Annotated in this window: 24 protein-coding genes; 14 read left to right on the top strand and 10 right to left on the bottom strand. The window is 59.2% G+C overall.

Features of this window, described 5'->3' with window-relative positions; translation table 11 throughout:
• Complete coding sequence (locus HKK55_RS05295) at nucleotides 1-1,146, bottom strand: MFS transporter (RefSeq protein WP_178128869.1); 1,146 nt, start codon at nucleotides 1,144-1,146, stop codon at nucleotides 1-3.
• Between the two features lie 163 nt (nucleotides 1,147-1,309).
• Nucleotides 1,310-2,401 carry a chorismate synthase gene (aroC, locus tag HKK55_RS05290; protein ID WP_169353667.1) on the bottom strand — a complete coding sequence of 364 codons (1,092 nt, stop codon included), beginning with the start codon at nucleotides 2,399-2,401 and terminating at the stop codon, nucleotides 1,310-1,312.
• A gap of 154 nt (nucleotides 2,402-2,555) precedes the next feature.
• On the opposite strand from aroC, the gene HKK55_RS05285 reads away from it, so the two are divergent.
• Both HKK55_RS05285 and HKK55_RS05280 read left to right on the top strand, forming a co-directional pair.
• Nucleotides 2,556-3,518, top strand: a complete 963-nt coding sequence (locus HKK55_RS05285; RefSeq protein WP_169353666.1) for an alpha/beta hydrolase — start codon at nucleotides 2,556-2,558, stop codon at nucleotides 3,516-3,518.
• 100 nt (nucleotides 3,519-3,618) lie between these two features.
• Nucleotides 3,619-4,425, top strand: coding sequence for a hypothetical protein (locus HKK55_RS05280; RefSeq protein WP_169353665.1), 807 nt, complete (start codon nucleotides 3,619-3,621; stop codon nucleotides 4,423-4,425).
• A 124-nt stretch (nucleotides 4,426-4,549) separates the two neighbouring features.
• Here the strand turns inward: HKK55_RS05280 and prmB are convergent, their stop codons facing one another.
• Entirely contained in the window at nucleotides 4,550-5,458 is a 909-nt protein-coding gene (gene prmB / locus HKK55_RS05275; protein ID WP_169353664.1) for a 50S ribosomal protein L3 N(5)-glutamine methyltransferase, read from the bottom strand.
• Nucleotides 5,459-5,697: 239 nt separating this feature from the next.
• Between prmB and HKK55_RS05270 the strand changes: the two genes are divergently transcribed.
• The 5 genes from HKK55_RS05270 to HKK55_RS05250 all read left to right on the top strand — a co-directional run bounded on the left by HKK55_RS05270 (nucleotide 5,698) and on the right by HKK55_RS05250 (nucleotide 8,469).
• Nucleotides 5,698-6,288 (top strand): cysteine hydrolase family protein, encoded by a 591-nt coding sequence (locus HKK55_RS05270; RefSeq protein ID WP_155585729.1) that lies wholly within the window; start codon nucleotides 5,698-5,700, stop codon nucleotides 6,286-6,288.
• 139 nt (nucleotides 6,289-6,427) lie between these two features.
• Nucleotides 6,428-6,748 (top strand): hypothetical protein, encoded by a 321-nt coding sequence (locus HKK55_RS05265; RefSeq protein ID WP_169353663.1) that lies wholly within the window; start codon nucleotides 6,428-6,430, stop codon nucleotides 6,746-6,748.
• 76 nt (nucleotides 6,749-6,824) lie between these two features.
• Nucleotides 6,825-7,382: a Smr/MutS family protein gene (locus HKK55_RS05260; RefSeq protein WP_155585727.1), complete on the top strand. Its 558-nt coding sequence runs from the start codon at nucleotides 6,825-6,827 to the stop codon at nucleotides 7,380-7,382.
• 67 nt (nucleotides 7,383-7,449) lie between these two features.
• Nucleotides 7,450-7,995 (top strand): GTP cyclohydrolase I FolE, encoded by a 546-nt coding sequence (folE, locus tag HKK55_RS05255; protein WP_024076633.1) that lies wholly within the window; start codon nucleotides 7,450-7,452, stop codon nucleotides 7,993-7,995.
• A 102-nt stretch (nucleotides 7,996-8,097) separates the two neighbouring features.
• Entirely contained in the window at nucleotides 8,098-8,469 is a 372-nt protein-coding gene (locus HKK55_RS05250) for a glutathione S-transferase N-terminal domain-containing protein (RefSeq protein WP_169353662.1), read from the top strand.
• Nucleotides 8,470-8,554: 85 nt separating this feature from the next.
• On the opposite strand, the gene HKK55_RS05245 is transcribed toward HKK55_RS05250, so the two are convergent.
• From HKK55_RS05245 to HKK55_RS05235, 3 genes are read right to left on the bottom strand one after another with little or no spacing between them, the layout of a single operon-like run.
• Nucleotides 8,555-8,884, bottom strand: coding sequence for a hypothetical protein (locus HKK55_RS05245; protein WP_169353661.1), 330 nt, complete (start codon nucleotides 8,882-8,884; stop codon nucleotides 8,555-8,557).
• The gene (locus HKK55_RS05240; RefSeq protein ID WP_169353660.1) at nucleotides 8,881-10,212 is read right to left on the bottom strand and encodes an acyclic terpene utilization AtuA family protein; all 1,332 of its coding nucleotides are present in this window, start codon (nucleotides 10,210-10,212) and stop codon (nucleotides 8,881-8,883) included. The genes HKK55_RS05245 and HKK55_RS05240 overlap by 4 nt, the downstream gene beginning before the upstream one ends.
• A 1-nt stretch (nucleotide 10,213) precedes the next feature.
• The gene (locus HKK55_RS05235; protein WP_169353659.1) at nucleotides 10,214-11,506 is read right to left on the bottom strand and encodes a CitMHS family transporter; all 1,293 of its coding nucleotides are present in this window, start codon (nucleotides 11,504-11,506) and stop codon (nucleotides 10,214-10,216) included.
• A 129-nt stretch (nucleotides 11,507-11,635) separates the two neighbouring features.
• Between HKK55_RS05235 and HKK55_RS05230 the strand changes: the two genes are divergently transcribed.
• The gene (locus tag HKK55_RS05230; protein WP_169353658.1) at nucleotides 11,636-12,532 is read left to right on the top strand and encodes a LysR family transcriptional regulator; all 897 of its coding nucleotides are present in this window, start codon (nucleotides 11,636-11,638) and stop codon (nucleotides 12,530-12,532) included.
• A gap of 135 nt (nucleotides 12,533-12,667) precedes the next feature.
• Here the strand turns inward: HKK55_RS05230 and HKK55_RS05225 are convergent, their stop codons facing one another.
• Together HKK55_RS05225 and HKK55_RS05220 are read right to left on the bottom strand one after the other, a co-directional pair.
• On the bottom strand, nucleotides 12,668-13,270 hold the full coding sequence (locus HKK55_RS05225) for a glutathione S-transferase family protein (protein ID WP_169353657.1): 603 nt from the start codon (nucleotides 13,268-13,270) through the stop codon (nucleotides 12,668-12,670).
• Between the two features lie 10 nt (nucleotides 13,271-13,280).
• Nucleotides 13,281-14,447, bottom strand: a complete 1,167-nt coding sequence (locus HKK55_RS05220; protein ID WP_169353656.1) for a PLP-dependent aminotransferase family protein — start codon at nucleotides 14,445-14,447, stop codon at nucleotides 13,281-13,283.
• A gap of 81 nt (nucleotides 14,448-14,528) precedes the next feature.
• Between HKK55_RS05220 and HKK55_RS05215 the strand changes: the two genes are divergently transcribed.
• The 3 genes from HKK55_RS05215 (at nucleotide 14,529) to HKK55_RS05205 (ending at nucleotide 17,205) form a co-directional block, all read left to right on the top strand.
• On the top strand, nucleotides 14,529-14,963 hold the full coding sequence (locus HKK55_RS05215; RefSeq protein WP_169353655.1) for a MarR family winged helix-turn-helix transcriptional regulator: 435 nt from the start codon (nucleotides 14,529-14,531) through the stop codon (nucleotides 14,961-14,963).
• A gap of 190 nt (nucleotides 14,964-15,153) precedes the next feature.
• The gene (locus HKK55_RS05210) at nucleotides 15,154-16,500 is read left to right on the top strand and encodes an NCS2 family permease (protein ID WP_169353654.1); all 1,347 of its coding nucleotides are present in this window, start codon (nucleotides 15,154-15,156) and stop codon (nucleotides 16,498-16,500) included.
• 63 nt (nucleotides 16,501-16,563) lie between these two features.
• A complete protein-coding gene (locus HKK55_RS05205) occupies nucleotides 16,564-17,205 on the top strand; it encodes a LysE family translocator (protein ID WP_169353653.1) in 642 nt (213 codons plus the stop codon).
• Here HKK55_RS05205 and HKK55_RS05200 read toward each other — a convergent pair.
• Together HKK55_RS05200 and uraH are read right to left on the bottom strand one after the other, a co-directional pair.
• Complete coding sequence (locus HKK55_RS05200; protein ID WP_237151316.1) at nucleotides 17,180-22,471, bottom strand: DUF6543 domain-containing protein; 5,292 nt, start codon at nucleotides 22,469-22,471, stop codon at nucleotides 17,180-17,182. The genes HKK55_RS05205 and HKK55_RS05200 overlap by 26 nt on opposite strands.
• A 153-nt stretch (nucleotides 22,472-22,624) precedes the next feature.
• The gene (uraH, locus tag HKK55_RS05195) at nucleotides 22,625-22,978 is read right to left on the bottom strand and encodes a hydroxyisourate hydrolase (protein ID WP_169353652.1); all 354 of its coding nucleotides are present in this window, start codon (nucleotides 22,976-22,978) and stop codon (nucleotides 22,625-22,627) included.
• A gap of 382 nt (nucleotides 22,979-23,360) precedes the next feature.
• On the opposite strand from uraH, the gene puuE reads away from it, so the two are divergent.
• The 3 genes from puuE to alc all read left to right on the top strand — a co-directional run bounded on the left by puuE (nucleotide 23,361) and on the right by alc (nucleotide 25,876).
• Nucleotides 23,361-24,287 (top strand): allantoinase PuuE, encoded by a 927-nt coding sequence (puuE, locus tag HKK55_RS05190; RefSeq protein WP_169353651.1) that lies wholly within the window; start codon nucleotides 23,361-23,363, stop codon nucleotides 24,285-24,287.
• Nucleotides 24,284-24,799, top strand: a complete 516-nt coding sequence (uraD, locus tag HKK55_RS05185) for a 2-oxo-4-hydroxy-4-carboxy-5-ureidoimidazoline decarboxylase (RefSeq protein WP_169353650.1) — start codon at nucleotides 24,284-24,286, stop codon at nucleotides 24,797-24,799. The genes puuE and uraD overlap by 4 nt, the downstream gene beginning before the upstream one ends.
• Nucleotides 24,800-24,880: 81 nt before the next feature.
• The gene (gene alc, locus HKK55_RS05180) at nucleotides 24,881-25,876 is read left to right on the top strand and encodes an allantoicase (protein WP_010176096.1); all 996 of its coding nucleotides are present in this window, start codon (nucleotides 24,881-24,883) and stop codon (nucleotides 25,874-25,876) included.
• The last annotated feature ends 80 nt before the right edge of the window (nucleotides 25,877-25,956 follow it).

The following is a 25,956-nucleotide window of genomic DNA, read 5'->3' as shown; positions in this document are numbered from 1 at the left end:
CTATTCCTCGGATCGAATACCAATGATAACGGCTGCGGCCAGGGCCGCGAGGCTGGCGATGCTGAACGTCAGGGTCGGCCCCAGCAGGTTCCAGCTGTAGCCTGAGTAAAGGGCACCCAGCGCGCCGCCGGTTCCCGCGAGCGCGGCATAGAGCGCCTGCCCCTGGCCTTGCTGGCGAGCACCGAAACTGCGTTGCACGAAGTGAATGGCGGCGGCGTGAAAACTGCCAAAGGTCGCGGCATGCAGCACTTGCGCGAACAACAGCACCCAGAAGAACTCAGCGAACGAACCCAGCAGCAACCAGCGCAATGCCGCCAGTAGAAAACTGACCATCAACACTCGCTGTACCGAAAAACGCGCCAGGATTCGGCTCATGGCCAGGAACATCAAGACTTCCGCCACGACCCCCAGGGCCCAGAGCATGCCGATCACAACGCGGCTGTAGCCCAGATGCTCCAAGTGCAATGTCAGGAAGGTGTAATACGGGCCGTGGCTCATTTGCATCAGCGCCACACAAGCATAAAACGCCAGGACACCCGGCCTGCGCAATTGCAGCAAGAAGCCGTCACCCACCAGGCGATTGCCCTGGTTTTCCGGCTGGGCATTGGGGACCCAGAGGCTGGCGACAATGATCCCCGCCATGATCACCACCACGGCCACCGGGTAGATATCCAGGCTCAACCATTCAAACAGGCGGCCCATGGCGACCACGGTAAGGATGAAACCAATTGAACCCCACAGACGGATCTGGCTGTAGCGTGAGGTCTGGCCCTTCAGGTGTGCCAGGGTAATGACTTCAAACTGCGGCAGCACCGCGTGCCAGAAGAACGCATGCAACGCCATCACCAGGGCCAGCCAAGCGTAGGTCTTGCTGAAAAAAATCAACGAAAAACTTACCAGCGTACACACCGCACCAACCCGCACGATAGCCAGGCGCCGGCCGGTGTAATCCCCCAGCCAGCCCCAGATATTGGGAGCAACGCAGCGCATCAGCATGGGGATGGCCACCAGCTCGCCAATGCGCGCGCTGGAAAACCCCAGGTGATTGAAGTACAGCGCCAGGAACGGCGCCGTCGCCCCCAGCAGGGCGAAATAGAACAGGTAGAAGCTGGAGAGTCGCCAGTACGGGAGCGCTGTCACGGTCAGACCCGTAGCCGCTGCCGAGCCTGCGAGGCTGCGATCGGTTGCGCAGCAGCCGCAAAACCTGACGACGCAGCCCTATAAGGAAACCTCGCTTGCCGGATTACGATCGCTTCGCGCTCGTTCGCAGCCTCGCAGGCTCGGCAGCGGCTACAAAGACCGCGTTCGATCACAACTGACCCAACACCGGGGTACTCACTTTCACATCAGCATTTTGCCCACGGTGGCGCAGCAGGTGATCCATCAGCACGATAGCCATCATCGCCTCGGCAATCGGCGTGGCACGGATGCCGACGCATGGGTCATGACGGCCCTTGGTGATCACGTCCACCGGGTTGCCATGCACATCAATGGAACGCCCTGGCGTGGTGATACTCGACGTTGGCTTGAGGGCCAGGTGCGCAACGATTGGCTGGCCGGAGGAGATGCCGCCGAGAATGCCACCCGCATTGTTGCTGAGGAAACCTTGCGGCGTCATTTCATCACGGTGCTCGGTGCCACGCTGGGCGATACAGGCAAAACCGGCGCCGATTTCCACACCTTTGACCGCGTTGATGCTCATCAGGGCGTGGGCCAGTTCGGCATCCAGTCGGTCAAAGATCGGCTCGCCCAGGCCAGGCATCACACCTTCAGCGACCACGGTGATTTTGGCACCCACGGAGTCCTGATCACGGCGCAACTGGTCCATGTAGGCTTCCAGTTCTGGAACCTTGTCCGGGTCAGGACTGAAGAAGGCGTTCTCTTCGACGCTGTCCCAGGTCTTGAACGGGATTTCGATCGGGCCCAACTGGCTCATGTAGCCACGAATGACGATGCCTTGGGTGGCCAGGTATTTCTTGGCAATCGCCCCGGCTGCCACGCGCATGGCAGTTTCCCGGGCAGAACTGCGGCCGCCGCCACGGTAGTCACGCTCACCGTATTTGTGGTGATAGGTGTAGTCGGCGTGGGCCGGGCGGAACAGGTCCTTGATCGCCGAGTAGTCCTTGGACTTCTGGTCGGTATTGCGGATCAGCAGGCCAATGGAACAACCGGTGGTGCGGCCTTCGAACACGCCGGAGAGGATTTCGACTTCGTCGGGCTCCTGGCGCTGGGTGGTGTGGCGGCTGGTGCCGGGTTTACGGCGATCCAACTCGTGCTGCAAGTCTTCCAGGGACAGCTCAAGGCCGGGCGGGCAGCCGTCGACAATGGCGACCAACGCCGGGCCATGGCTTTCGCCCGCAGTGGTGACAGTGAACAGCTTGCCGTAGGTATTGCCGGACATGCGGGACGCTCCGTGAAATCAGTTGAAATAACTCAACCGTAATAACAACTGTAATAACCAAGGGCGCCAGTATACGCAGGCTAACCGAGTAGTTCATCCTCGAAACCTTACCGGTAGACATTGGTCCAACCGGCACCTTCCCCATGATGGCGCGATGATGCTTCGAGTTTTGCTCTTGACCCTTACCCTGTTCACCAGCGTGGCCTTTGCCGCCTCCCCTGTCGTGCTGCAACGACCCATCAGCCTGGACACTGGCAGCGGCGAGCTGTTTGGCTCGCTGTTATTGCCCAAATCCGACAGCCCGGTGCCGGTGGTGCTGATCATTGCCGGCTCCGGGCCTACCGACCGCAACGGCAACAGTGCCGACGGCGCGCGCAATGACAGCCTCAAGCGCCTGGCCTGGGTACTCGCCAAACACAACATCGCCAGCGTGCGCTACGACAAGCGCGGCGTGGCCGCCAGCCTCGCGGCCACCCCGGACGAGCGTAACCTGACACTGGACGCCTACGTCGCCGATGCGGTGGCCTGGGGCAAGCTGCTCAAGGCCGACCCACGCATGGGGCCATTGATTGTGCTGGGCCACAGCGAAGGCGCGCTGGTCGCTGTCCTCGCCGCGCCGCAACTAAACCCGGCCGGGATCATTTCGCTGTCCGGCAGCGCCCGCCCGGTGGATCAGGTCATCCGCCAGCAACTCGCCAATCACCTGCCGCCAGCCTTGTTGCTGCGCAGTAATCAGATTCTCGATCACCTCAAGGCCGGCCAGGTGGATGCCGATGTGCCGGGCCCACTTGAGGAAATCTTCCGACCCAGCGTGCAGCCTTATCTGATCAGCCTGTTCCGTGCCGATCCTTCAGCCGCCTTTGCCAGGTTGAAGATGCCGGCGCTGATCATCCAAGGCACCAATGACCTGCAAGTGGGCGTAGGCGATGCACAGATGCTCAAGGCCGCCAAGCCAGACGCCCAGTTGACGGTGATCGAGGGCATGAACCACGTGATGCGCATCGTCCCCAATGAGGTGAAACAGCAATTGGCCTCCTACAACGACCCGCAATTGCCCCTGGCAGCCGAACTGGGTGCTCGCCTGGTTCGCTTTATCGACGGACTTCGCGCCAGTTAAGCGATCATTCGTCCTCCAGTCCTGAATAAACCGGCCGATAAGCCAAGGGTCGACAGCAAAAAGCCTGTCGACCCGCAGGGCTTGGACAGGATCGCGCCGCATGACAAACACCGAAACAACACCACCCGAAACAACCGCCGAGAGTACCGCCGAAACTGCGGCCACCGAGACGGCTGCCCTACCGTGGGCGGACGTCCAGGCTGAACACTTCAAGATGCTGCGCCTCGCCCCCTTGGCCACTGATCGCGCCACCGGTGCCCGGCCATTGCGTTTTGTGCAATTTGGCTATGCCGAACGCAATAACAAGGACCACAGCCTGTTGCGCATGGTCATTCATCTGCCGGGCCAACGGGTGCGCAGGGAACAGAATCACCTGGATATCTGGGTGGATCACGCTACCCATCGAGTGCATTTCGGCCCGGGTAATAGCCTGGAAATCGAGCCCGCGAACCGTGGCATTGGCCGCTTCCTGGTCGCTCAGGGTGCCGCTTGGGCGAAAAAGAAGTGGTCACACTACCGCGTCGATGGCGTGGACCTGGCGAACAAGGACGCGTTGAACGAAGCCACGCGCCTGCGCCGGGATCACTTCCTGCGGATCCAGGGATTTGATGTGGCCTATGCCGATGTCCAGCATTTGAAAGGCAACGTGCAGCCGGGAAAAGTCAGCGAGGTGCTGGACAGCTGGAACACTGAAAAGCTGCAGTTCGTGGAAATCCTTGAAGCGGCGCAAATGCTGCAACAGGCAGAGCAGAACCTGGCCGAGCAGGAAGTGAAACTGCGCAAGGAAGAAGAGAAGGTCATCAAGTTCAAGCGCGAAGACAGCGGCCTGCGCTTTACCATTACCTGCCTGGTGGCGTTTACCGTGTTCCAGGCGGGCTTGCTGATCTGGATTGCTACACACCGTTAACGGCGTGTAGCCGCTGCCGAAGAATGAGGCTGCGATGGGCTTGGTGCGGCATTCCAACGTAGCGGCCCGCATCGCAGCCTCGTACCTCGGCAGCGGCTACAAGGGTTATCTCTATGAAGAGAGGTTAAACCCGCGAGGCAAACACCGCCTGGTGTGCCCGGCACTGCTCGGCCGTCAACATGAACACACCATGCCCACCGCGCTGGAAGTCCAGCCAGGCAAAGTCGACTTCCGGGTACAGCGCTTCAACATGCACCTGGCTGTTGCCCACCTCGACAATCAGCAAGCCCTTCTCGGTCAAGTGATCCGCCGCCTCGGCCAACATCCGCCGCACCAGGTTCAAACCATCATCACCACAGGCCAGGCCCAATTCCGGTTCGTGCTGGTACTCATCCGGCATGTCGGCAAAATCTTCGGCATCGACATATGGCGGGTTGGAAACGATCAGGTCAAAACGCTGGCCCGGCAGGCCATCGAAGCCATCACCCTGGACGGTGTAGACCCGCTCATCGACGCCATGGCGCTCGATGTTCTGGTTGGCCACTTCCAGCGCTTCAAAAGACAAGTCCGCCAGCACCACTTCCGCGTCCTGGAATTCGTAGGCGCAGGCAATGCCGATGCAACCGGAACCTGTGCACAAATCGAGAATTCGTGCCGGCGGTGCACCGAGCCACGGTTCAAAGCGGTTTTCGATCAGTTCGCCAATCGGTGAACGCGGGATCAACACGCGCTCATCGACAATGAACGCCATACCGCAGAACCAGGCTTCGCCCAACAGGTAGGCGGTTGGAATACGCTCCTCAATACGACGCTTGAGCAGGCGCTGCAAATTGACCAGCTCATCCTCTTCCAGGTTGCAATCCAGGTAGCTGTCGGCAATCTGCCAAGGCAGGTGCAACGCACCGAGCACCAATTGCCGGGCTTCGTCCCAGGCGTTGTCGGCACCATGGCCGAAAAACAGGTCTTCCCCATGGAAACGGCTGACAGCCCAACGAATGTGGTCGCGCAACGTGCGCAGGCGGGAAGTGATCACGGGGGCAAGCTCCTGGAAAAAACGACTGGCGATTCTAACAGCCTTGAGCTGTACCGACGATGTACGAAAAACCTTCACCACACGTCGGATTTCATCCGGTTTGCAGTTTTCCACCTAAACGTAGTGCCCTCTTGACATCGCTGCACGCCAGCAACGGCGTACCTTACGATAGTAGCGATTCACAGAAGCGCTCAGCCAGAGGACAATGTCGCAAAAGCCCCACTCACAGGAGCCCCAGAATGTCCGTTCCAAAGACGATGTTTCAACTCAGCGGTCGCGGTTACGCAGCAGCCAACCTGAACCACGCGACCCTTGTGATCATCGACGCCCAGAAGGAATACCTGAGCGGTCCCCTTGCCTTGTCGGGCATGGAGGCAGCTGTCGAAAACATCAAGCAACTGACCGCAGCGGCGCGTACCGCCAGTCGCCCGATTGTCCATGTGCGTCACTTGGGCACCGTCGGCGGGCTGTTCGATCCCCAAGGCGAGCGTGGCGAGTTCATACCGGGCCTGGAGCCTGCGGGTGACGAGACCATCATCGGCAAATTGCTGCCCAGTGCCTTCCACGGCACCGGGCTGGAAAAACACCTGCAAGACCTCGGTTCCCTGGACCTGATCGTCTGCGGTTTCATGAGCCACTCCAGCGTCAGCACCACCGTGCGTGCCGCCAAGAACCTGGGCTTCCGGTGCACCTTGGTGGAAGATGCCTGTGCCACCCGCGACCTGCCCTACAAAGGCGGGATCCTCAGCGCCGAACACGTGCAGCAGACTGAAATGGCCATCATGGCTGACAATTTCGCCACTCTTGCCTTGACCAAAGATCTGATCTGATCGACCTTTCGATGAGCGGCGCAGCCATTGAGGCCCCGCTCATCCGCAAAAGCCTCTCATTTGCTGCAATTGCCTCTGCTCCCGGAACAACCTGTCCATCTTCCGGTCGAAGGGCCGATACCCTGGAGGAAAGGTCGGAATGAAGATATCCGATGGTTTTGACGCTCGTCGCTTGCGCCCTAAAGGCCCGAGAAACTGGCGTCTGCGCCTGGGCGCGTGTTTTGCCGCGCTGTTGGCCATGTTGGGCGTGCTGCTGGCAATCGCCGGGGCCGCCAGTCTGTTGGGACACTCACCGGCCCTCGGTGAACTGAATGCCAGCCCTGGCGGTGCGGCAGTACTGCTGGTGGTCGGGCTGTTGGTGCTGTGGTTTGGCGTCTGGTTGTGGCGCCGTTGCCGGCGACGCATGCGTCAGCCACTGTCACTGAACATCGCCTCACACCTGATGAAAAAGCACGACTGATGGCGCATAGATAGCGTTTCTTGCGCATCCAGCCGCCGCGATTTAGGTAAACTGCCCGCCCTTCGCGGAGGCTGACATGCAAGACGATGATTTTTCCCTGTTCAAAAATGAGCTTCGTGGCGTCAAGCCGATCAAGCACGATCGCGCTGACACCGGCAAACCCAAGGCCGACCGCGCGCAGATCGCCAAGCTGCGCCAGGCGGCTACGGTGCGTACCGACGCCACCACGGTGGATGGCCTGTCCGACCAGTTCGTCATCGACGTCGGCCCCGAAGATGAGCTGATGTGGGCCCGCGATGGCGTGCAGGAAAGCCAGATGCGCAAGCTCAAGGTCGGCCAGATCCCGTTCGAGGGCAGCCTCGACCTCCACGGCATGAACGTGGAAAAAGCCCGGGAAACCCTCTGGGCCTTCCTCGCCGAAGCTACCAAATTCGAAATCCGCTGCGTGCGCGTCACCCACGGCAAGGCCGTGCGCCTGGACGGCAAGCGACCGATGATCAAAAGCCACGTCAATACCTGGCTGCGCCAACACGCCCAGGTGCTGGGTTTTACCTCCTGCCAGCCGCGTCACGGCGGTGCTGGGGCGGTCTACGTGATGCTCAAGCGGACGATGATGGAAGGCCGCGACGAGTAACACACGCTTGCAGCGATCTGTCGGCCACCGTACCCTTGTCCTTTGCGAAAATCCCACAGGTAGTTTCATGTCCCTGGAACAGAATTACACAGAGATCCTCGGCCAGCTCGGCGAGGACGTCTCCCGCGAGGGCCTGCTCGACACGCCAAAACGTGCCGCCAAGGCCATGCAATACCTTTGCCGCGGTTATGAACAGACGCTCGAAGAAGTCACCAACGGTGCCCTGTTCAGCTCCGACAACAGCGAAATGGTGCTGGTCAAGGACATCGAGTTGTACTCGCTGTGCGAACACCACTTGCTGCCTTTCATCGGCAAGGCCCACGTCGCGTATATCCCGAGCGGCAAAGTGCTGGGCCTGTCGAAAGTCGCGCGGATTGTCGACATGTACGCCCGCCGCCTGCAGATCCAGGAAAACCTTAGCCGCCAGATCGCCGATGCGGTCCAGCAGGTCACCGGTGCCCTGGGTGTTGCCGTGGTCATCGAAGCCAAGCACATGTGCATGATGATGCGCGGTGTGGAAAAGCAGAACTCGTCGATGATCACGTCGGTGATGCTCGGTGAGTTCCGTGAGAATGCGGCGACCCGCAGCGAGTTTCTCAGCCTGATCAAGTAACAGGCTGCGTAGGAAAAAACCGGCGTTCATCGCCGGTTTTTTTTCGTCCGTGGAAATCAGGTAAGCTGCCGACCCTTCAGCCATGGGCAAGAGGTTTCAGCCATGTTCGTCAAAGCACTTCGAGTGGGCCTCGGCCAGCTCATCATCGCAGGCGACTTCATCACCCGCCCGCGCAAACTGCAGCGCCCCGCCGAGCAACAGGCACAGGTGAACGAAGCGGCCAAGGCCCTGACCCTGTATCAGTTCCACGCCTGCCCATTCTGCGTGAAGACCCGTCGCACCCTGCGCCGCCTGAACGTGCCAGTGGCATTGAAAGACGCCAAAAACAATGAGCAGGATCGCCAGACCCTGCTGGAGCAAGGCGGCAAGATCAAGGTGCCATGCCTGCGTATTGAAGAAAACGGCCAGACCACCTGGATGTATGACTCCAAGGTGATCATCGATTACTTGGACAAGCGGTTTGCGGCGGCCTGACACCGTTCATTGAACACTGAAGAACCCGTGTGGGGGCTGCCGGATGCACCGTGGTGTCTGCATCGCAGGCAAGCCAGCTCCCACATTAGCTCGGCATTGCCAATTCCAGGTCCAGCAATGCAGAGCCCAGGCACTTGCCATGGGCATCCAGCGCCAGCGACCGCGTCACCCCGCCCCGTAAGATCCCCGGCAACACGAAGTTCAACGCCTGCACATTGGGCAATTCATAACGCCGCACCGGTGCCGCGCTTGCCTCCAGCAATGGCGCAAAGAACGCCGCAACTGTCTCAGCCGTCAGTTGCTCGCACAACAACGGATAGTCCTCGGCCCGATACGCAATGATCGAGATATTCGAGGTATCACCCTTATCGCCCGTGCGTGAATGGGCCAAGGTGTGCAGTTTGACGACGCTCATGACTCGATCCTCGGGTTGACCGCATTGCGCGCCAGCAGCAACGACGCCACCGCCACGACCTGACGCAAGCCCTTGCTGGCACCGCCACCGCCCGAAGGGCCGTTGGTGTAGAGGGTTTCCACTTCATTGCCGACCCGCACCGCGTCGCTGCGCGCCTCACAGCGGGCGCTCACCCGCAGGCGTACTTCCCAGGGTTCAACAGTGCTGCGGTGACCGTGCAGTGAGTCGATGCCGATCAGTTCCGCGCGTACCTCCTGCATGGGCACGCCCGTCAGTTCCAGGCGTTTGAGCACCACGTCCCGAGCCAGTTGCGCCCGCGCCACCGCCCCCGGACCGCCATAGGACATTTGTCCCTCGCCGATCCAACCGTCCAGATAACCGACGCTGACCTTCAACTGCTCAGGCCGTGGTCGACCCGACGCGCCGTGGGCACGTACCCGGTCTACCGCTTCCTCAACGAAGGCCACTTGGGAAAAGTCCGCACACACGTCCGGCGTCAAATACGCAGCCGGGTCGTGGACTTCATAAATCAGTTGTTCGATACAGGTGGCACGGCTGACTCGCCCACCAGAACCCTTGACCTTGGTGATCAGAGCTTCGCCGTCGGCATCTATCTCGGCCAACGGAAAACCCAGCCGCGCCAGATCCTCGACATCCTTGAAGCCTGGATCGGCGAAATAACCGCCACTGACCTGCCCCGCACATTCCAGCAAATGCCCCACCAGCGTGCCCCGTCCCAGGCGCGGCCAATCATCGGTAGCCCAATTAAATTCGAACATCTGCGGCGCGAGGAACAACGATGGGTCGGCCACCCGGCCGGTGATCACCACATCTGCATCGGCGCGCAAGGCGTCGATAATGCCCTGCGCACCGAGGTAGGCATTGGCAGAAATCAACCGCTCGCCCAATGATCCAAGCGTCTGACCGTTATCCAGCAACTGCTCAGGTTGCTGGCGCAAGGTCTCCAGCACGTCATCACCCACGACGGCCAACACCTTGAGGTTCAAGCCCAACTCGCTGGCAATACGCCGTACCTCAGCGGCTGCCGCTATCGGATTGGCTGCGCCCATATTGGTGATTACCCGCAGACGCCGACGCCCGACGAGTTGCCCGACAAAAGGCAGCACGCAACGCATGCGCTCGCTGAGCAACGGGTCATAACCACCTTGAGGATCACTGATCCGCACTTGCTGGGCCAAAGCGATGGTGCGCTCAGCCAGGCATTCAAAGACCAGATAATCCAAGTCGCCGTGTTCGGCCAACTCGACCGCAGGTTCGATACGGTCGCCGGAATAGCCGGCGCCGGAACCGATGCGCAAGGTTTTCATCTCAAAACACTCCCAGGAGCAACGCGGTCAGGGTCATCAACACCGACGCGGCAAACAGAAAAGGAATAGTGAAGCGCTGATGATCGGCCAGTTCGATTTTGCACAGGCCCACCAGCAGGAATGTGGCTGGGGTCAACGGACTGACCGGGAAGCCGGTGGTGTGCACGCCAAGCAATGAGGCTTGAGCCACCTGCAACGGATCGACACCCAGGGCCTTGCCCACTTCAGCGATCACCGGCATCACGCCGAAATAGTAGGAATCGGGATCAAACAACATGCTCAAGGGCATCGACAGGAAACCCACCACGGCCGGGATCAACTTGCCGTGGCCGGAGGGAATCTGTGCCACCGCGACTTCGGCGATGGCCTTGAGCATCCCGGTGCCCTGCATGATGCCGGTGAACACGCCGGCGGCGAGCAGGATGCTGGCCATGGTCAGGGCGGTTTTTGCATGGGCGTCGATTCGCGCGCGCTGGGCGTCGACGTTCGGGTAGTTGATGCACAGTGCCAGCACGGTACCCAGCATGAACATCACCACCGGGTCGACCCAGCCGGCAATCATCACCACCATCACCAACACCGTCAGCACCAGGTTGACCCAGAACAACCGTGGGCGGCGCAGGGCTTCGTCCTGTTCGTTCAACACCCGTTGCGGCACGGCGTCGACACTGGAACCGGCGCCCAGGCCCAGGCGTTTTTCTTCACGATGGCCCAGCCACCAGGCGCAGGCGAAGACAAAGATCAGGCCGACGATCTGCACCGGTATCAGGGGCTGGAACAGGTCTGCCACCGGCACATGCAACGCCGCTGAGGAACGCAACACCGGGCCGGTCCATGGCAGGAAGTTGACCCCGGCGGCCATCGCGGCAACACAGGCCAGGATGCGTTTATCAATGCCCAACCGGGTATACAGCGGCAGCATCGCCGGCACCGTCACGAGGAACGTCACCGCACCCGAGCCGTCCAGGTGCACCAACAGCGCCAGGGTCGCGGTACCGACGACAATGCGTGTAGGACGCGTCCCTACCGTGCGCAGGATTCGGTCGATGATGGGGTCGAGCATGCCGGCGTCGGTCATGATCCCGAAGAACAGGATCGCGAACACAAACATGCCCACCACCGGAGCGACGTTCTTGATACCGGTGATGATGAAGGCGCTGGTTTGCAGGCCGAAGCCACCCAGCAGCGCGGCGATGATCGGCAAGGCAATCAGGGCCACCAGTGGCGAGAGGCGTTTGCTCATGACGGCAGCGAGCAAACTCAGGATGGTAATAACACCCAGGGTAGCGAGCATGGGGCAGCTCCAGAACGGCGTTTTCGGCCGGTTATTGTTTTCCCTGGAGTATTGGAAGCGGGTTAGGCTTTGTAAATTAGAATATTCAGCCATCCATATTCGTAAAAACAAAATGATCGGAACAACAACATGAAAAATTCGATCCAGCACATCCAGGCCTTTTTGGCCGTCGCCCGCACCGGCAGCTTTACCAAGGCCGCCAACGAATTGCACCTGTCGCCCTCGGCCCTGACGGTACAGGTGCAACAACTGGAAGATTGGCTGGGCGTTGCCCTGCTCGACCGCAGTCCACGGCATGTCAGCATCACCACGGCCGGGTTGGATGCCCGGGGGCCGATGGAGAAACTGCTGCTGGACCTGGACAACATCGTCACCGGCTCCCGGGACTTGGCGGCGCTACGCCGGGGCGTGGTGACCATCGCCGCCCTGCCCTCCGTGTGCGCCGGCAGCCTGCCGCCGGTGCTGCGTTTGTTTCGCGAACGCTTTGCCGGCATCGAAGTGCGCCTGCATGACCTGGTGGCCCATCGCATTCATGCCCAGGTGCGTTCGGGGGAGGTGGATTTCGGCATTGGCGTTCGCGCACGCCTGAGCCATGGCTTGGCGTTTGTGCCGGTGCTTAATGATCGTTTGTGTGCCTTCGTACCGCTGGATCATCCTCTGACCCGGCACACCACGCTGACCCTGGAGCAACTGGCGGACCAACCGATCATCCTCACCGGCCGCGACAGCAGCGTGCGCGAACAGGTGGATGCATTGTTCGATGAAACACGCATGACGATGCTGGCCGGTATGGAGGCCAACTACATGTCGACGGTACTCGCGCTGGTGCGCCAGGGGTTGGGGATCAGTATTTTGCCGGAGTCGGCAGCAGACAGCCTGGAGGGGTTGAAGCGTATCCCGATCGACCATCCGGGGGTCAATCGGGAGATTGGGTTGATCAGTCGTAGTGGAATGGGTTTAAGCCCGGCGGCGCAGCGGTGTTTTGAGTTGCTGAATGCAGAGCTGCCAGGCACACAACACCCATAAATATGGAAGCTGGGCTTGTGTGGGAGCAGGCTTGCCTGCGATTGCATCAACTCGGTAGCACTGACAGACCGAGTCGCCTGCATCGCGGGCAAGCCCGGCTCCCACACAAGCCGGCTCCCACATTTTGAGCGTATTTCAGCCCAGCATCGTCACGTGCCCTGGATGACCGGCCACGCGCGTCAACCACGCCTGCACGCCGGGATAGGCGCTCAAATCAAAGCCACCTTCATCCGCCACATGGGTGTAGGCATACAACGCCACGTCGGCAATCGAGAACTGATCCCCCACCAGATAAGGCGTCAGTTGCAACTGGCGCTCCATCACCTTCAGGGCTTTGTACCCGCCTTTGTGCAGCTTCTTGTATTCCTCCTGCCGATCTTCCGGCAGCCCCAGGTACAACTGGATAAACCGGGCCACCGCAATGTACGGCTCATGGCTGTACTGCTCGAAAAACTGCCACTGCAACACTTGCGTGCGCAGGCGCGGTTCGCTGGGCAGGAACTCGCTGCCGTCGGCCAGGAAGTTCAGGATCGCGTTGGACTCCCACAGGCAGGTGCCGTCTTCGAGCTCCAGCACCGGGATCTTGCCGTTGGGGTTCTTCGCCAGGAACTCGGCGGTCTGGGTGTCGCCCTTCAAGATGTCGACATCCACCCACTCATACGGGGTGCCCAACAGGCTAAGCATCAACTTGACCTTGTAGCAGTTGCCCGAACGGTAATCGCCATAAACCTTGTACATGAGGCTCCCCTTATGCCGCTTGCGCGTGCTGTGCTTGACGGACCACCGCAGCGAGACGCTTGAGACCTTCGTCCAAACGCGCCGGGTCGATATGGCTGAAATTGAGCCGCAAGTGACCGTGATGGTTGTCCGGCTCGGAAAAGAACGGTTCACCGGGCATGAACGCGATGTTCTGGTCGAGCGCTGGTGCCAACAAAGTGCGGGTGTCGAGCGGCTGTTTCAAGGTCAACCAGAAGAATAATCCACCCTGGGGCTCCTGCCAGTCGGCCAAGTCACTGAAATGCCGTTCCAAGGCTGCCTGGAAAGCATCGCGGCGAACCCGGTAAAAACGGCGCAGTTCCACCAGGTGCTGCTGGTATTTTTCGGTGCCTATCCACTGCATTGCCTGCCACTGGCCGACACGGTTGGTGTGCAAGTCGGCCGACTGCTTGAGTTTGAGCAGAGGGCGAAACAGGTCCGGGCTGGCGATCAGGTAACCGACGCGAAGGCCCGGCAATAAGGTCTTGGACACGGTGCCGGTGTAGATCCAACTCGCCCTCTTCAAGCGACTGACGATCGGCTGGGCGCTGCCACCGTCGAAAGTCAGCTCACGGTAGGGTTCGTCTTCGATCAGGGTCACCTCGAACTCATCCAGCAAAGCGGCAACCGCGTCGCGCTTGGCTTCGCTGTAGCGCACCGCCGACGGGTTCTGGAACGTCGGGATCAGGTAGATGAAGGACGGCCGATGCTGCTCGAGGCTTTTGCGCAAGGCCGCCAGATTCGGGCCGTCGGCCTCAAGCGGCACTGTCAGGCAATCGGCACCGAACAGTTGGAAAATCTGCAACGCGGCCAGGTAAGTCGGGCCCTCCAAGAGGACTTTCGTACCTTTATCGATATACAACTTGGCCGCCAGGTCCAGGGTTTGCTGGGAACCGCTGACCACCAGCACCTGACTGGCTTCGCATGGAATACCAAGGGCCCGCGCCTCGGCCGCCAGCAACTCACGCAACTGCGGCTCACCTTCGCTCATGCCGTACTGGCCAATGTTCAGCGGCATATCGTCCCAATCAAGCGGGGGCAACATGGCTTCGGCAGGCAAGCCACCGGCAAAAGACATCACCTCTGGACGCTGGGCCGCCGCGAGGATTTCACGGATCAGGGAGCTTTTAAGGCGCGAAACACGTTCAGAGAAAGCCATAAGGTCACCGGTAGCAAAGCCTGTGGGAAATACGTCAAACTGGTTGACCGAAATTACGACGGCTTAAGTAGATACGTCAATATGCTTGACCTTAAAAACCAGACCTCTCAGCAAGCGGCCATGGAAGCGTTCTTCTTTGGCTACCAGGCCTTCACCGCCAAGGCTGATGAAATGCTTGAGCGTCGCGGCCTGAGCCGGGTGCATCAGCGCATTGTGTTTTTTATCGCCCGCTATCCGGCCTTGAGCGTCAAGGAGCTGCTGGAACTGCTCGGTGTCAGCAAGCAGGCGCTGAACATGCCGCTACGCCAGTTGCAGGAGATGCACTTGGTGAACAGCGTCGCGTCAGCGACGGACAAGCGTAAACGCCTGCTGGAACTGACCGAAGAAGGACTGCGTTTCGAGCAGTCACTACGCCGCGAACAAGTGAAATTGCTGCAACGGGCGTTCGCTGAGGCTGGAGAGACCGCAGTAGAGGGCTGGCTGGCGGTAAACAAGGCACTTTGCGGCCAATCCTGATTGGCCTTCCATCCCTTTCGCACGCAAATCCGAAAACATTATTTGCTTTATTTGTATACAAAAGCATAATTCGTTTCGTGCGAGTTCCTGACCTATTGGTCAACAAAACCCGCTGGTACCTCAAAGCGCCGCTGCCCACTCATGTGTCCGGTGCTGGAAATAACAATAAAACTCTTGAGGAGTACTCGCTGTGGAAAGCCGCAAATCCGAAGCCCCTACGCTGGACCTTTCGCCACCACACAACGGCTGGCTGGAACGCCTGTTCAAATTGCGTTTGCATGGCACCACTGTGAGGACCGAGCTGATCGCCGGTCTTACGACCTTCATCACTATGGCCTACATCATTTTCGTCAACCCCAACATCATGGCCGACGCCGGCATCGATCACGGCGCGGCGTTTGTCGCCACCTGCATCGCCGCCGCCCTGGGCTGCCTGTTGATGGGCCTGTACGCCAACTGGCCGGTAGGCCTGGCGCCAGGCATGGGGCTGAACGCGTTTTTTACCTACACAGTGGTCGGCACCATGGGTTACACCTGGGAGACCGCGCTGGGTGCGGTGTTTATCTCCGGGGTGTTGTTCATGATCCTGACGTTGTCGCGCATCCGTGAATGGCTGCTCAACAGCATCCCGGTCAGCCTGCGCTACGCCATGGGCGCAGGTGTGGGGCTGTTTCTAGGGATCATCGGCCTGAAAACCTCCGGGATCATCGTTGCCAGCCCGGCCACGCTGATCAAGCTGGGCAACCTGCGCGACCCTGCACCATTGCTGGCTGCTGTGTGTTTCCTGATGATCGCGGTGCTGAGCTACCACCGAGTGTTTGGTGCGATCCTGATCAGCATCATCACTGTGACCCTGGCGGGCTGGGGTCTAGGCCTGGTGCAGTATCACGGCATCCTGTCGTCACCGCCGAGCCTGGCACCGACGTGGATGGCCATGGACGTCGCCGGCGTATTCAACATCAGTATGATCAGCGTGGTACTGGCGTTTCTGTTTGTGCACATGTTCGACACCGCCGGCACGCTGATGGGCGTGGCGCAACGTGCCGGACTGGTCAACGCTGACGGCCGCATTGAAAACCTGTCCCGCGCCTTGAAGGCCGACAGCGCCTCCAGCGTGTTCGGCGCCATGGTCGGCGTGCCGCCCGTGACCAGCTACGTGGAAAGTGCTGCCGGTGTCGCCGCTGGTGGTCGCACCGGGTTGACGGCGGTCACCGTCGGCGTGCTGTTTATCGCGGCGATGTTTTTCGCCCCGCTGGCTGGCATGATTCCCGCCTACGCCACCGCCGGCGCGCTGATTTATGTGGCGATGCTGATGATGGGCGGCATGGCCCACATCGACTGGGATGAAGCCACCGACAGCATCCCGGCGATTGTCACCATGATCATGATGCCCCTGACCTTCTCGGTCGCCGACGGTATTGCCCTGGGCTTTATCAGCTACGTGGTGCTCAAGGCCGGCACCGGCAAGTTCAAGGAAATCTCCATCAGCCTGTGGGTGCTGTGCGCGATCTTCATCGCCAAGTTTATCTTCCTGTAGTCTGGGAATCGTTGAAAACCGCCTCACCCTCGGGTGAGGCTTTTGCATGAATGGAGGAATGGAATGAGTCTGGAAACCTGGCTGCTGTTCAGCGGCGCTGCGCTGGTGGTGATCCTGATTCCGGGGCCACTGTCGTTGCTGATGATCAGCAACAGTTTGAACTACGGCCTGCGCCGTTCGTACCCGGCGTTTCTCGGTGGCGTTTTTGCTTCGATCTGCCTGTTGAGTGCCTCGGCCCTGGGGCTCGGCGCCCTGTTGTTGGCCTCAGAGCAGCTGTTCAGCGCCTTGAAGATAGTCGGCGCGCTGTATCTGTTTTACCTCGCCTGGCAGAGCTGGCAGCAATCTCGCCAGCCAACCCAGGGCGCCGAAGTGCCGGAGACAGCACCGACACCACGCTTTCGCGCCCTGTTCGGTCAGGCTTTTGTACTGGGCGCGAGCAATCCCAAGGACATTCTGTTTTTCGCCGCGTTCCTGCCGCAGTTCCTCAGCAGTCAGCAGCCTTTTCTGCCTCAGTTGCTGATCATGATTGCCACCTGGACCGTCCTCGACCTGCTATGCAAGCTGGCCTACGGCCTGGGCGCGCATGGCGCAGCGCGGTATCTACGCAGCGGTAGCGGCCAAAGCTGGTTCAACCGCATCAGTGCCGGGTTATTCGGGGGTGCTGGGGTTCTATCGCTGATCAAGGCTCGAGTGGGCTCACTTTGACGAAATAAACGGTGGCAGGGAGTGTCCCCCTTTTTGGCCAGTGAATACCTGCCACGATCCGAGTCAAGCGCTGTTCTTGCATCGCACTTCTGACGCCCGCCAAAGGAAGTGAAAGGGGGTATTTGTTGATGCTGCTGTTAAGCCAATGATCCGTAAACCTCCTCCCCAACATGATGCTCCCGTACTCAATCCAATGATAAGACACGTAGTACAGTTTGTTTGAGTTGGGATGCGTAGCAATCAGTTCATGAGCAAGTACACGACCACGCTTTACTTGCAGTTCCTGGCAGTTAAAGCCTTGCTGCTCCAGCACCGTCCTGACTTGCGCACGCTGTGCAATATTTCTAGCGGCCTTGACTCGCGTGCCACCGGACTTGAGCACCGGGTCTAACGCTACAGACGGCGTGAAGTCGACGCGAGTGAAGCCGGGGGCTTTGCCTTCGTAGCCAACGAAAACGTTTTGCTTCATTTTGGCGGGCCGCAACATTTGCAGCACATCGTCCGTCTGGCCAAGCCTGCTGGGAACAGGGGGCAACCAATTGTCCAGCGTCGCACGGACATTGAGCAGATGACTGGCCGTTACCGGGCGGGAAGAATCTGATAGTTCAATCAACCTCAGGACCAAAAATCGCCGGCTGTGGGTCGTCATGCTGGGGAAAGCCATACCCACAGATTGCTCCAACGGCCTGCCGAACAGCGGCGCATGGAGCTGCCAGTCGCCGGTGGGGCCGCGCGACACCGGAATGGGCTGATCGCGACGACCGGTAGCGGTGTTTGTCCAACGTTCAATATCAACGCTGGCCAATGAAACCAGCGGCTCATCCCTGTAGATAAACGCAATCTTGTTCAACGGAGCCTGATCACCCTGGTAGAGCAACCGGTAATGCCCGGCCCCGGACTCCGTCGCCGTGTCATACCATGAGCCCACATAGATGGCATCGTAGGGAAATCCTGGGGACTCCAAATGAACACGAGACACCCCGAGCACCGAGGGGCCCGAGATCTGATTCCCGGGAGTTTGAGAACGCCAACTGAACCAATCGGTGCCCGACACGGATGACTGAAAAATTCTGCTTTCCGTACCCATACGCACAGTAGGTGGCCGCCAGTCCGACGACAGGGCAGGCGTTCGCCACGGGCTGAGCACGCCCGAACTCGGCCCTGGTATCGGTTGAGGCGCATCCGCACCCAACAGCCACTCCTTGCCCTGATGGATGTCCAGAATCAGTTCGTCTTGCCCCGGCACCTGCTTGTTTTTCAGGCGAAACGGCTGTTCCTTACTGCGCCGGTAAACCGGGTAATAGTGCGCGTCATCCACCACAAAGTGTTCGCCGCTTTTCACATGGATGCCTCTCTCACCCGGCCCTTTCAGCGCCACAGCCCCCTCAGGCACGCCCTTGATTTTGAAAGGCTGCAAGGGTTTTAACTGAGTGACAGGTGACGGTGTCTGGCGGGAAAATCCTCCGTGAGTTTTCATACTCAAGCGACGGATCCGATTCAGGGCAGTTCCCAGCGGGCGCCGCACGATACCAACTCCGGCGACACCCTTTCCCTTTGAGCCGGGTATAAAGCTCGTCAACAGATCGATAACCAAAAATACAGTCATAAAGCCCACATCTACTGCATCGTGGGGACTGCCAAAGCGGTGATAACGTCGCGCTGCGAGTAGCAACTCATAGAAGGCGTTAGCCATCCCGATGGGTGGCACGAAAAAAGACACCAGCGCTCGTATGCGGGTATCGCTCTGCTCCTCCTCGCGACGGAGTCGATATTTCTCCAGCGCCTTGCCGGAGTTACAGGCCGCTTGAGTCCGGCGTTGCACGTCGAGAACGTAGGCACGGTATAACAATGCTTTGGCGTTGCTGTGAGAGGTCGGTACAACAGCCAACCAACTCAGCGGATCACTGGCCATCTGCTCGCGGGTCTGCTTTTCAATCTCATCGGGCAACGCCGTCGGCTCCAGATGCTTGATGCTGAATGAGCGTACAAACTCAGCCCCCTTCCAGATCCCCTTAAGCATGAAACTGACAGAACGCGTATCGAGAATTTTGATTGGCCAGATGGGTGCGTCGACTTTATCGGGATGGTGGGTGATTGCCTCAAATGCCCAACCAGGTGCTATCTGCTGCACCAATGCCTTGAAGTTGTCGGGCAATGCACCGATGCGATTCAGCTCAGCATGGGCCTGTTGCAAGCTGCTGTACTCGCAGAGCACAAAGGTACCGGGGGCACTGGGCCAATAAACCACGCAGCGTTCGGAGTGCTTGTCATGAATGACCACTATCCCTGCAATATAACGATCATTGCGCATCGTGTGGCCCACCAGATGAACCACGCACAGTTGCAGCTGATGCCCGTTTCTCAACAGGTCCTCTGGGGTTCGTGCCGTCATTGCGGTCGTGAATACGCTCTGTGCATTCGCCGTCAACCCTTGTTGAACAGCCGAAAAAAGATGACCACTCACACCCGCCTGTAACGTGCGATTCAATAACGCGGGAATACGTCCTTCACTGAGCGTGTGGGCGGTGGCAACGTGCGGATAAAAAACCTTGTTGATCAATGCCTCGTACTGGCCGCCGATATCCAGCGAGGACACCATATTGATCAGGTAACTGGAGTTCAGCCGCTTTTTCCAATCGGGTTGCAGATAGCGGGCGTAATTAAATCGGCGCTTCGTCGAGGCGTCTTTCGGATCAAGGTTATGCAACGCCAGATGCAGCATGCTGAAGGTTGTACGTTCAAGGGTTGGCGTGTGGATGACTTGGCGATCGCCAATAGAACTGGTGCTGTCCCACCCGCTCTGATGGCTGGCTACAGCATCGGGCATTTCGATCAAGGGCTTGTCGATATCCAGTTGCGGGTAGAAACCATCCTGACTCAAGCGGGCGATCAAAATGCGGCGGGCGAATGTGTCCAGCTCAGGCAGACGTTGTTTAAGCCTGCTTTCAAATACGACGGCGCTGCTCACGTAGTGGCGCTGCAACTGCATGAAGTGTTTACGCTGGACAACCGTTGCGCGTGGCAACCACGCCGGAAGCTTTTTCGCTTCAGACGCGGCGCTACGCAGCAGGTCAATATTGGCAAGCGCCTGCTTAAGCGCATCACTGGCCGGCACTTTCAGATGCTCATCCAACTCGCCCACCAGCAGCAAGCGGCTCAACTCAACATCCGTCACCTCACTGAAAAGACGAGCATCATTGCCATCGATGCTTTTTTTCAAGCGAACGTAGCACTTAAGCAGCTGCTTGAGAGAGAGCAGCGCAGGATTACCCTCGACGAGCTCGTAACGCACCGCCAGCGTTTCACGCGCTGCGTGTGCGCGTAAGTCGTGACGTTTGTCGCGTTCAACACAGCCCCACAGCACAGAATCGTCACGGCTGTTCAGGCTAACCTTCAGGCTACGGGTTAATGCGTCCAGACCGGAGAACGTCGTCACCCCGCCCTTTTGCCCGAAAGCGCACAGTACGACCGGAACCTGGCGCGCCGCAGACTTCACCGCCTCAGCCCTGGTCACCACCCACACATTATGGAGTGGGTAGAAGGCGTCAGGTTCACTGCCCACCGAGATCGACAGTACTTGGGTAGTACTGTCCGAACGCTTAGCGGCCAAAGGCTGGTCCAATACTTCGATTATCAGGTCTCGATGAGCAGTGCGTATCAGCTTGAGCCGGTGTAGCAACTGAACCTCGCAACGCAGGGCCTCTGTTTGGGCGTGTACGACCAGGAAGCCACGTCTACGCGTGCCGGTGGGGCGCTCAATCCAAAATGCCAGTTCGAACAGCCGTTGCTGCGCGCCCTGGGTCAGCGTATTCAACGCCTGCGCATGGACCTTGAGTTGGTTCACCAGCACCACGAGATCCCGATACCCTTGAGTATCTTCGCCTGGATCAAGCGGGTTCAGCAGCGCCACCAGCGCTTTTTCATAGCGTTTGACCTGGTGCTCTACGGTGAGCAGGGCCAGGCCGGGCGCCGTGCTGGCAAAGATAATTTCTGCGCGCCGTCTTTGCTGGTCCCATTGGAGCAATTCATCGCGAATGACGCCAAGCCGGGCGCCGCCGACCAATTGTTTCCTCGCACGCTCGATATACGCGAGAAAAGGCACGGCAGCTAATGCCGGAGGTCGCGGCCGCTCACTGGAAAAAACGTGCGCGTGATTGATCGCAATGGCGCAGGCCAGTTCGTTTTCCCATTGCCCGTCCAGCAACGCCTGCGCACTAAACGCCAGCGCATCGTCCGTTACCATCGAGCCGCGAAGAACGCTGGAAGCGGAGGTCATGTTGGTGGGGCGGCATAATTCATGGCGCCGTTTTAACGGCATGCACTGCCAGAGGTCATCGAACAGCGACTCACTGGCCAGCTTCAACAGACCGCACTGAAGGAGCATGAAGGAGGAATACTCGTAGAAACTGCGGACCAGGCCCGGTATATAAATGACATGGGGCGCATCGCTGGGGTCGCCCTCACGATAAATATGCAATGCCCCGGGAATCGGTACCGAAACTGCACCCGGCCACATCAACGGGCACGCTCGCACACTGGCCCAATCCCCCCCTGAGCGCTCACGTGCCTCAGCGGTTGGGGCATCGATCAGGGCCTGAACCATGGCCATTCCTGTACTTGATACCTCGTCCAGTTGCCGCGCCATAAAAGCCCGGTCAGCGAGGAGTTCCTTGTACAGCTCCACCCAACGCTCCCTGCGTGTCAGCCAGGAACCCTGCACCAGGGTGCCCCAATATTCCGTTGCTGCATGGGCGAGCCGGTCAAAGAGCTTCATCGCGATCACGCGCTGCATGGCTTCCAATGGCGTATAGGACAACGGGTGGGCCGAGGCCCCCTTGACGCTCAGGGCGGTGAACTGATTGATGTTGACCGGCACCGTGGGCAGGACCAGCAACAGCAGTGCCCGATCGGTCAAACTATCGACTTTCAGAGGGACCTGGGGCGGCTTGGGCTCGGTAAACAGCAGACTGTCGGGGTCAATCCCAAACGTTTTACGCAGCTCGGCGCGGATCACCTTCAAGACTTTGGGCGCACGCGATACCAAGCGTGCAAGCACCTGTGCAGAGTTGGCACACCGCAGGTCAGCAAGGCCGATCTGATTGATCAGGCGGCTGGGATGGGTATGGGTATTGATGCGCAGTGTCAGCTGGTCGCGTATCGCCTGCGATACGTCTTCGACAGACCTGTACGGGTCTTCAGAGTCGGCGGCGTCGCTCGAGGAGATGCGAGGGGAGGCAATGATTAAGTTGTCGGCGGGTGAGGTCACGGTGATTTCTTCGTCGAGGAAAACACCCAGCCTAAGCACCGTAAATATTCAAAAGGCGTTAGATAATTGAACGGCCAACCGGCAAAAAAAAGCCCGCAGTGTGAGCGGGCGAAACCAACGAAGAGCTTTGGGGGTGTGAAGCGAGGTGACGACTCAGCTGCCGCGATAGGTCGAGTAGCTGTAAGGCGAAATCAGCAAGGGCACATGGTAATGGTCTTGTTCGGCACTGATACCGAAACGCAGCACCACTACGTCAAGAAAAGCTGGCTCAGGCAATAACACGCCACGGGCTCGGTAGTAATCACCGGCGCTGAACTGCAACTGATAGACACCGCTACGATAATCATCGCCTTGCAGCAATGGCGCGTCGCAACGACCGTCGCTGTTGGTCATGGTGCTGGCGACCAGCTCAAGCTGTGCGCCTTCAACGCGATACAATTCAACCTTGATGGCGCTACCCGGGCAGCCGTGAGCGGCGTCCAGTACGTGTGTGGTCAGTCGTCCCATGGGGCGTGAGCCTCCGAAATCCGATTAGAAAAAAGCGGCCCCTTATTAGGGCATTAAAAAATCTGGTGATGGCTGATTAAGACACTTTTTAAAAAAATTGTACACAATAAAAATCACAAACTTCTGCACTGCCCGATTGCCCCTGGTCCTACGGGAAATTCCTTATCCGTCCTTGCTTTTAAACGACCTTTCGTCCATTAGCTGACCAGTCAGGCAGGTTTCTTGCAGTACTACCCTGTTAGGAAGCCACTGAAAAAATGCGGAAATACAGGCTTACAAAGTGACCATCAAGTTGTATACAATCAGTCCATCGCTGTGACGCCACCCAGTCTTTTCGCTGGCCGCCACACACTAGCTACCACGAACAAGAAGGAAGACTGCAGTGAGCGCTGACTACCCACGCGACCTGATCGGTTACGGCAGTAACCCTCCTCACCCACATTGGCCGGGCAAGGCGCGCATCGCTTTGTCGTTCGTACTCAACTACGAAGAAGGCGGTGAGCGCAATATCTTGCACGGCGACAAAGAGTCAGAAGCCTTCCTCTCGGAAATGGTCTCGGCGCAGCCCCTGCAAGGCGAGCGCAACATGAGCATGGAGTCGCTGTACGAATATGGCAGCCGTGCCGGCGTGTGGCGCATCCTCAAACTGTTCAAAGCATTCGATATCCCGCTGACTATCTTCGCCGTGGCCATGGCCGCCCAGCGCCATCCGGACGTGATCCGCGTCATGGTCGACGCCGGCCATGAGATTTGCAGCCACGGCTACCGCTGGATCGACTACCAATACATGGATGAAGCCCAAGAGCGCGAGCACATGCTCGAAGCGATCCGCATCCTCACCGAACTGACCGGCGAACGCCCATTGGGCTGGTACACCGGACGCACCGGCCCCAACACCCGCCGGCTGGTGATGGAAGAAGGTGGCTTCCTCTACGACTGCGACACCTACGACGACGACCTGCCCTACTGGGAACCCAACAACCCGACCGGCAAGCCGCACCTGGTGATCCCGTACACCCTGGACACCAACGACATGCGCTTTACCCAGGTCCAGGGTTTCAACAAGGGCGACGACTTTTTCGAATACCTCAAAGACGCGTTCGATGTGCTGTACGCCGAAGGCGCAGAGGCACCGAAAATGCTCTCCATCGGTTTGCATTGCCGCCTGATCGGTCGCCCCGCGCGCATGGCTGCCCTCAAGCGTTTTATCGAATACGCCAAGGGCCATGAGCAGGTGTGGTTCACCCGCCGCGTGGACATTGCCCGGCATTGGCACGAAACCCACCCGTATCAGGGAGCGGCCAAATGAGCACCTTCCAGACCTTGAAACCTTCGACCTTGAGCCGCGATGCCTTCATCAACGCCTTCGCCGATATCTACGAACATTCGCCATGGGTGGCCGAAAAGGCCTTCGACCTGGGCCAGGACAGCTCGATCGACGAGATCGAAACCGTGCACCAGCGCATGAGCGACATCCTGTTGAGCGCCGATCATGCCAGTCAGCTGGCCCTGATCAACGCTCACCCGGACCTGGCAGGCCGTGCGGCCGTCCAGGGCCAGTTGACCGAAGCCAGCACTAATGAACAGGCTGGCGCCGGTATTCACCAATGCTCGAGCGACGAGTTTTCGCGCTTCACCGAGCTGAACGACGCCTACAAGGCCAAGTTCAAGTTTCCCTTCATCATGGCGGTAAAAGGCAGCGACCGGCACCAGATCCTCGCGGCATTCGAAACGCGCATCCACAACTCAATCGATACCGAGTTCAAGTGCGCGCTGGCGGAGATTAATAAAATCGCGTTGTTCCGATTACTGACCCTTTAGCAAACCTGGCCCGAGCGAATCGATTAGCGCCCAGGGCCTGGCAAGCATCCCAAGCCACTCTATTTAAGGCAGACAAGAAGAATGAAAGCTTACGCCGTACCGTTCGAGAAGTTCGTCAACCTGGCCGACGCCCGCCTGGGCACCAAGATCATCTCGGTGACCGATGACTGGTTCGCTGACGCCAACCGACTGTTCCAGCCAACCCCGGCCGTATGGAAGGAGGGCGTGTTCGATGACAACGGCAAGTGGATGGACGGCTGGGAGTCGCGCCGCAAGCGCTTCGAAGGCTACGACAGCGCGGTGATTCGCCTGGGCGTACCGGGCTCGATTAAGGGCGTGGACATCGACACTTCATTCTTCACCGGCAACTTCCCGCCATCAGCGTCCCTGGAAGCGTGCTTCCTGGCGTCCGGCGAGCCGGATGACAACACTCAATGGGTTGAAGTGCTGTCGGCTGTAGAGTTGCAAGGCAACAGCCATCACTTCCATGAGATCAACAACGACCAGGCGTTCAGCCACCTGCGCTTCAACATCTACCCGGATGGTGGCGTGGCCCGTCTGCGTGTGTACGGTATTCCGTTCCGCGACTGGTCCGCTGTAGGCGACAACGAACAGGTCGACCTGGCAGCCGCCCTCAACGGTGGTCGCGCGCTGGCCTGCTCCGATGAACACTTCGGCCGCATGAGCAACATCCTAAACCCGGGCCGTGGCATCAACATGGGCGACGGCTGGGAAACTGCACGTCGTCGTACGCCAGGCAATGACTGGGTGATCGTCGCCCTGGGTCATCCGGGTGAAATCGAGAAAATCGTTGTCGACACCCTGCACTTCAAGGGCAACTACCCGGACACCTGCTCGATCCAGGGTGCTTTCGTCAAGGGCGGCACCGACAGCCAGATCGAAACCCAATCGCTGTTCTGGCGTGAACTGCTGCCGGCACAGAAGCTGGAAATGCACGCCGAACACACCTTCGCCGAGCAGATCAAGGCACTGGGCCCGATCACTCACATCCGCCTGAACGTGTTCCCGGATGGCGGTGTGAGCCGCCTGCGGGTACTGGGCAAGGTCGCGAAGTAAGCGATGAACCCTGTGGCGAGCGGGCTTGCCCGCGCTGGGCTGCGAAGCGGCCCCGCTCTTTGTTTAAAAAGATTGGGACT

This window comes from Pseudomonas sp. ADAK18, assembly GCF_012935695.1.
Taxonomy (GTDB): domain Bacteria; phylum Pseudomonadota; class Gammaproteobacteria; order Pseudomonadales; family Pseudomonadaceae; genus Aquipseudomonas.
The sequence above is the reverse complement of the archived record's forward strand: the minus strand, read 5'-3'. Positions and strand labels throughout refer to the sequence as shown.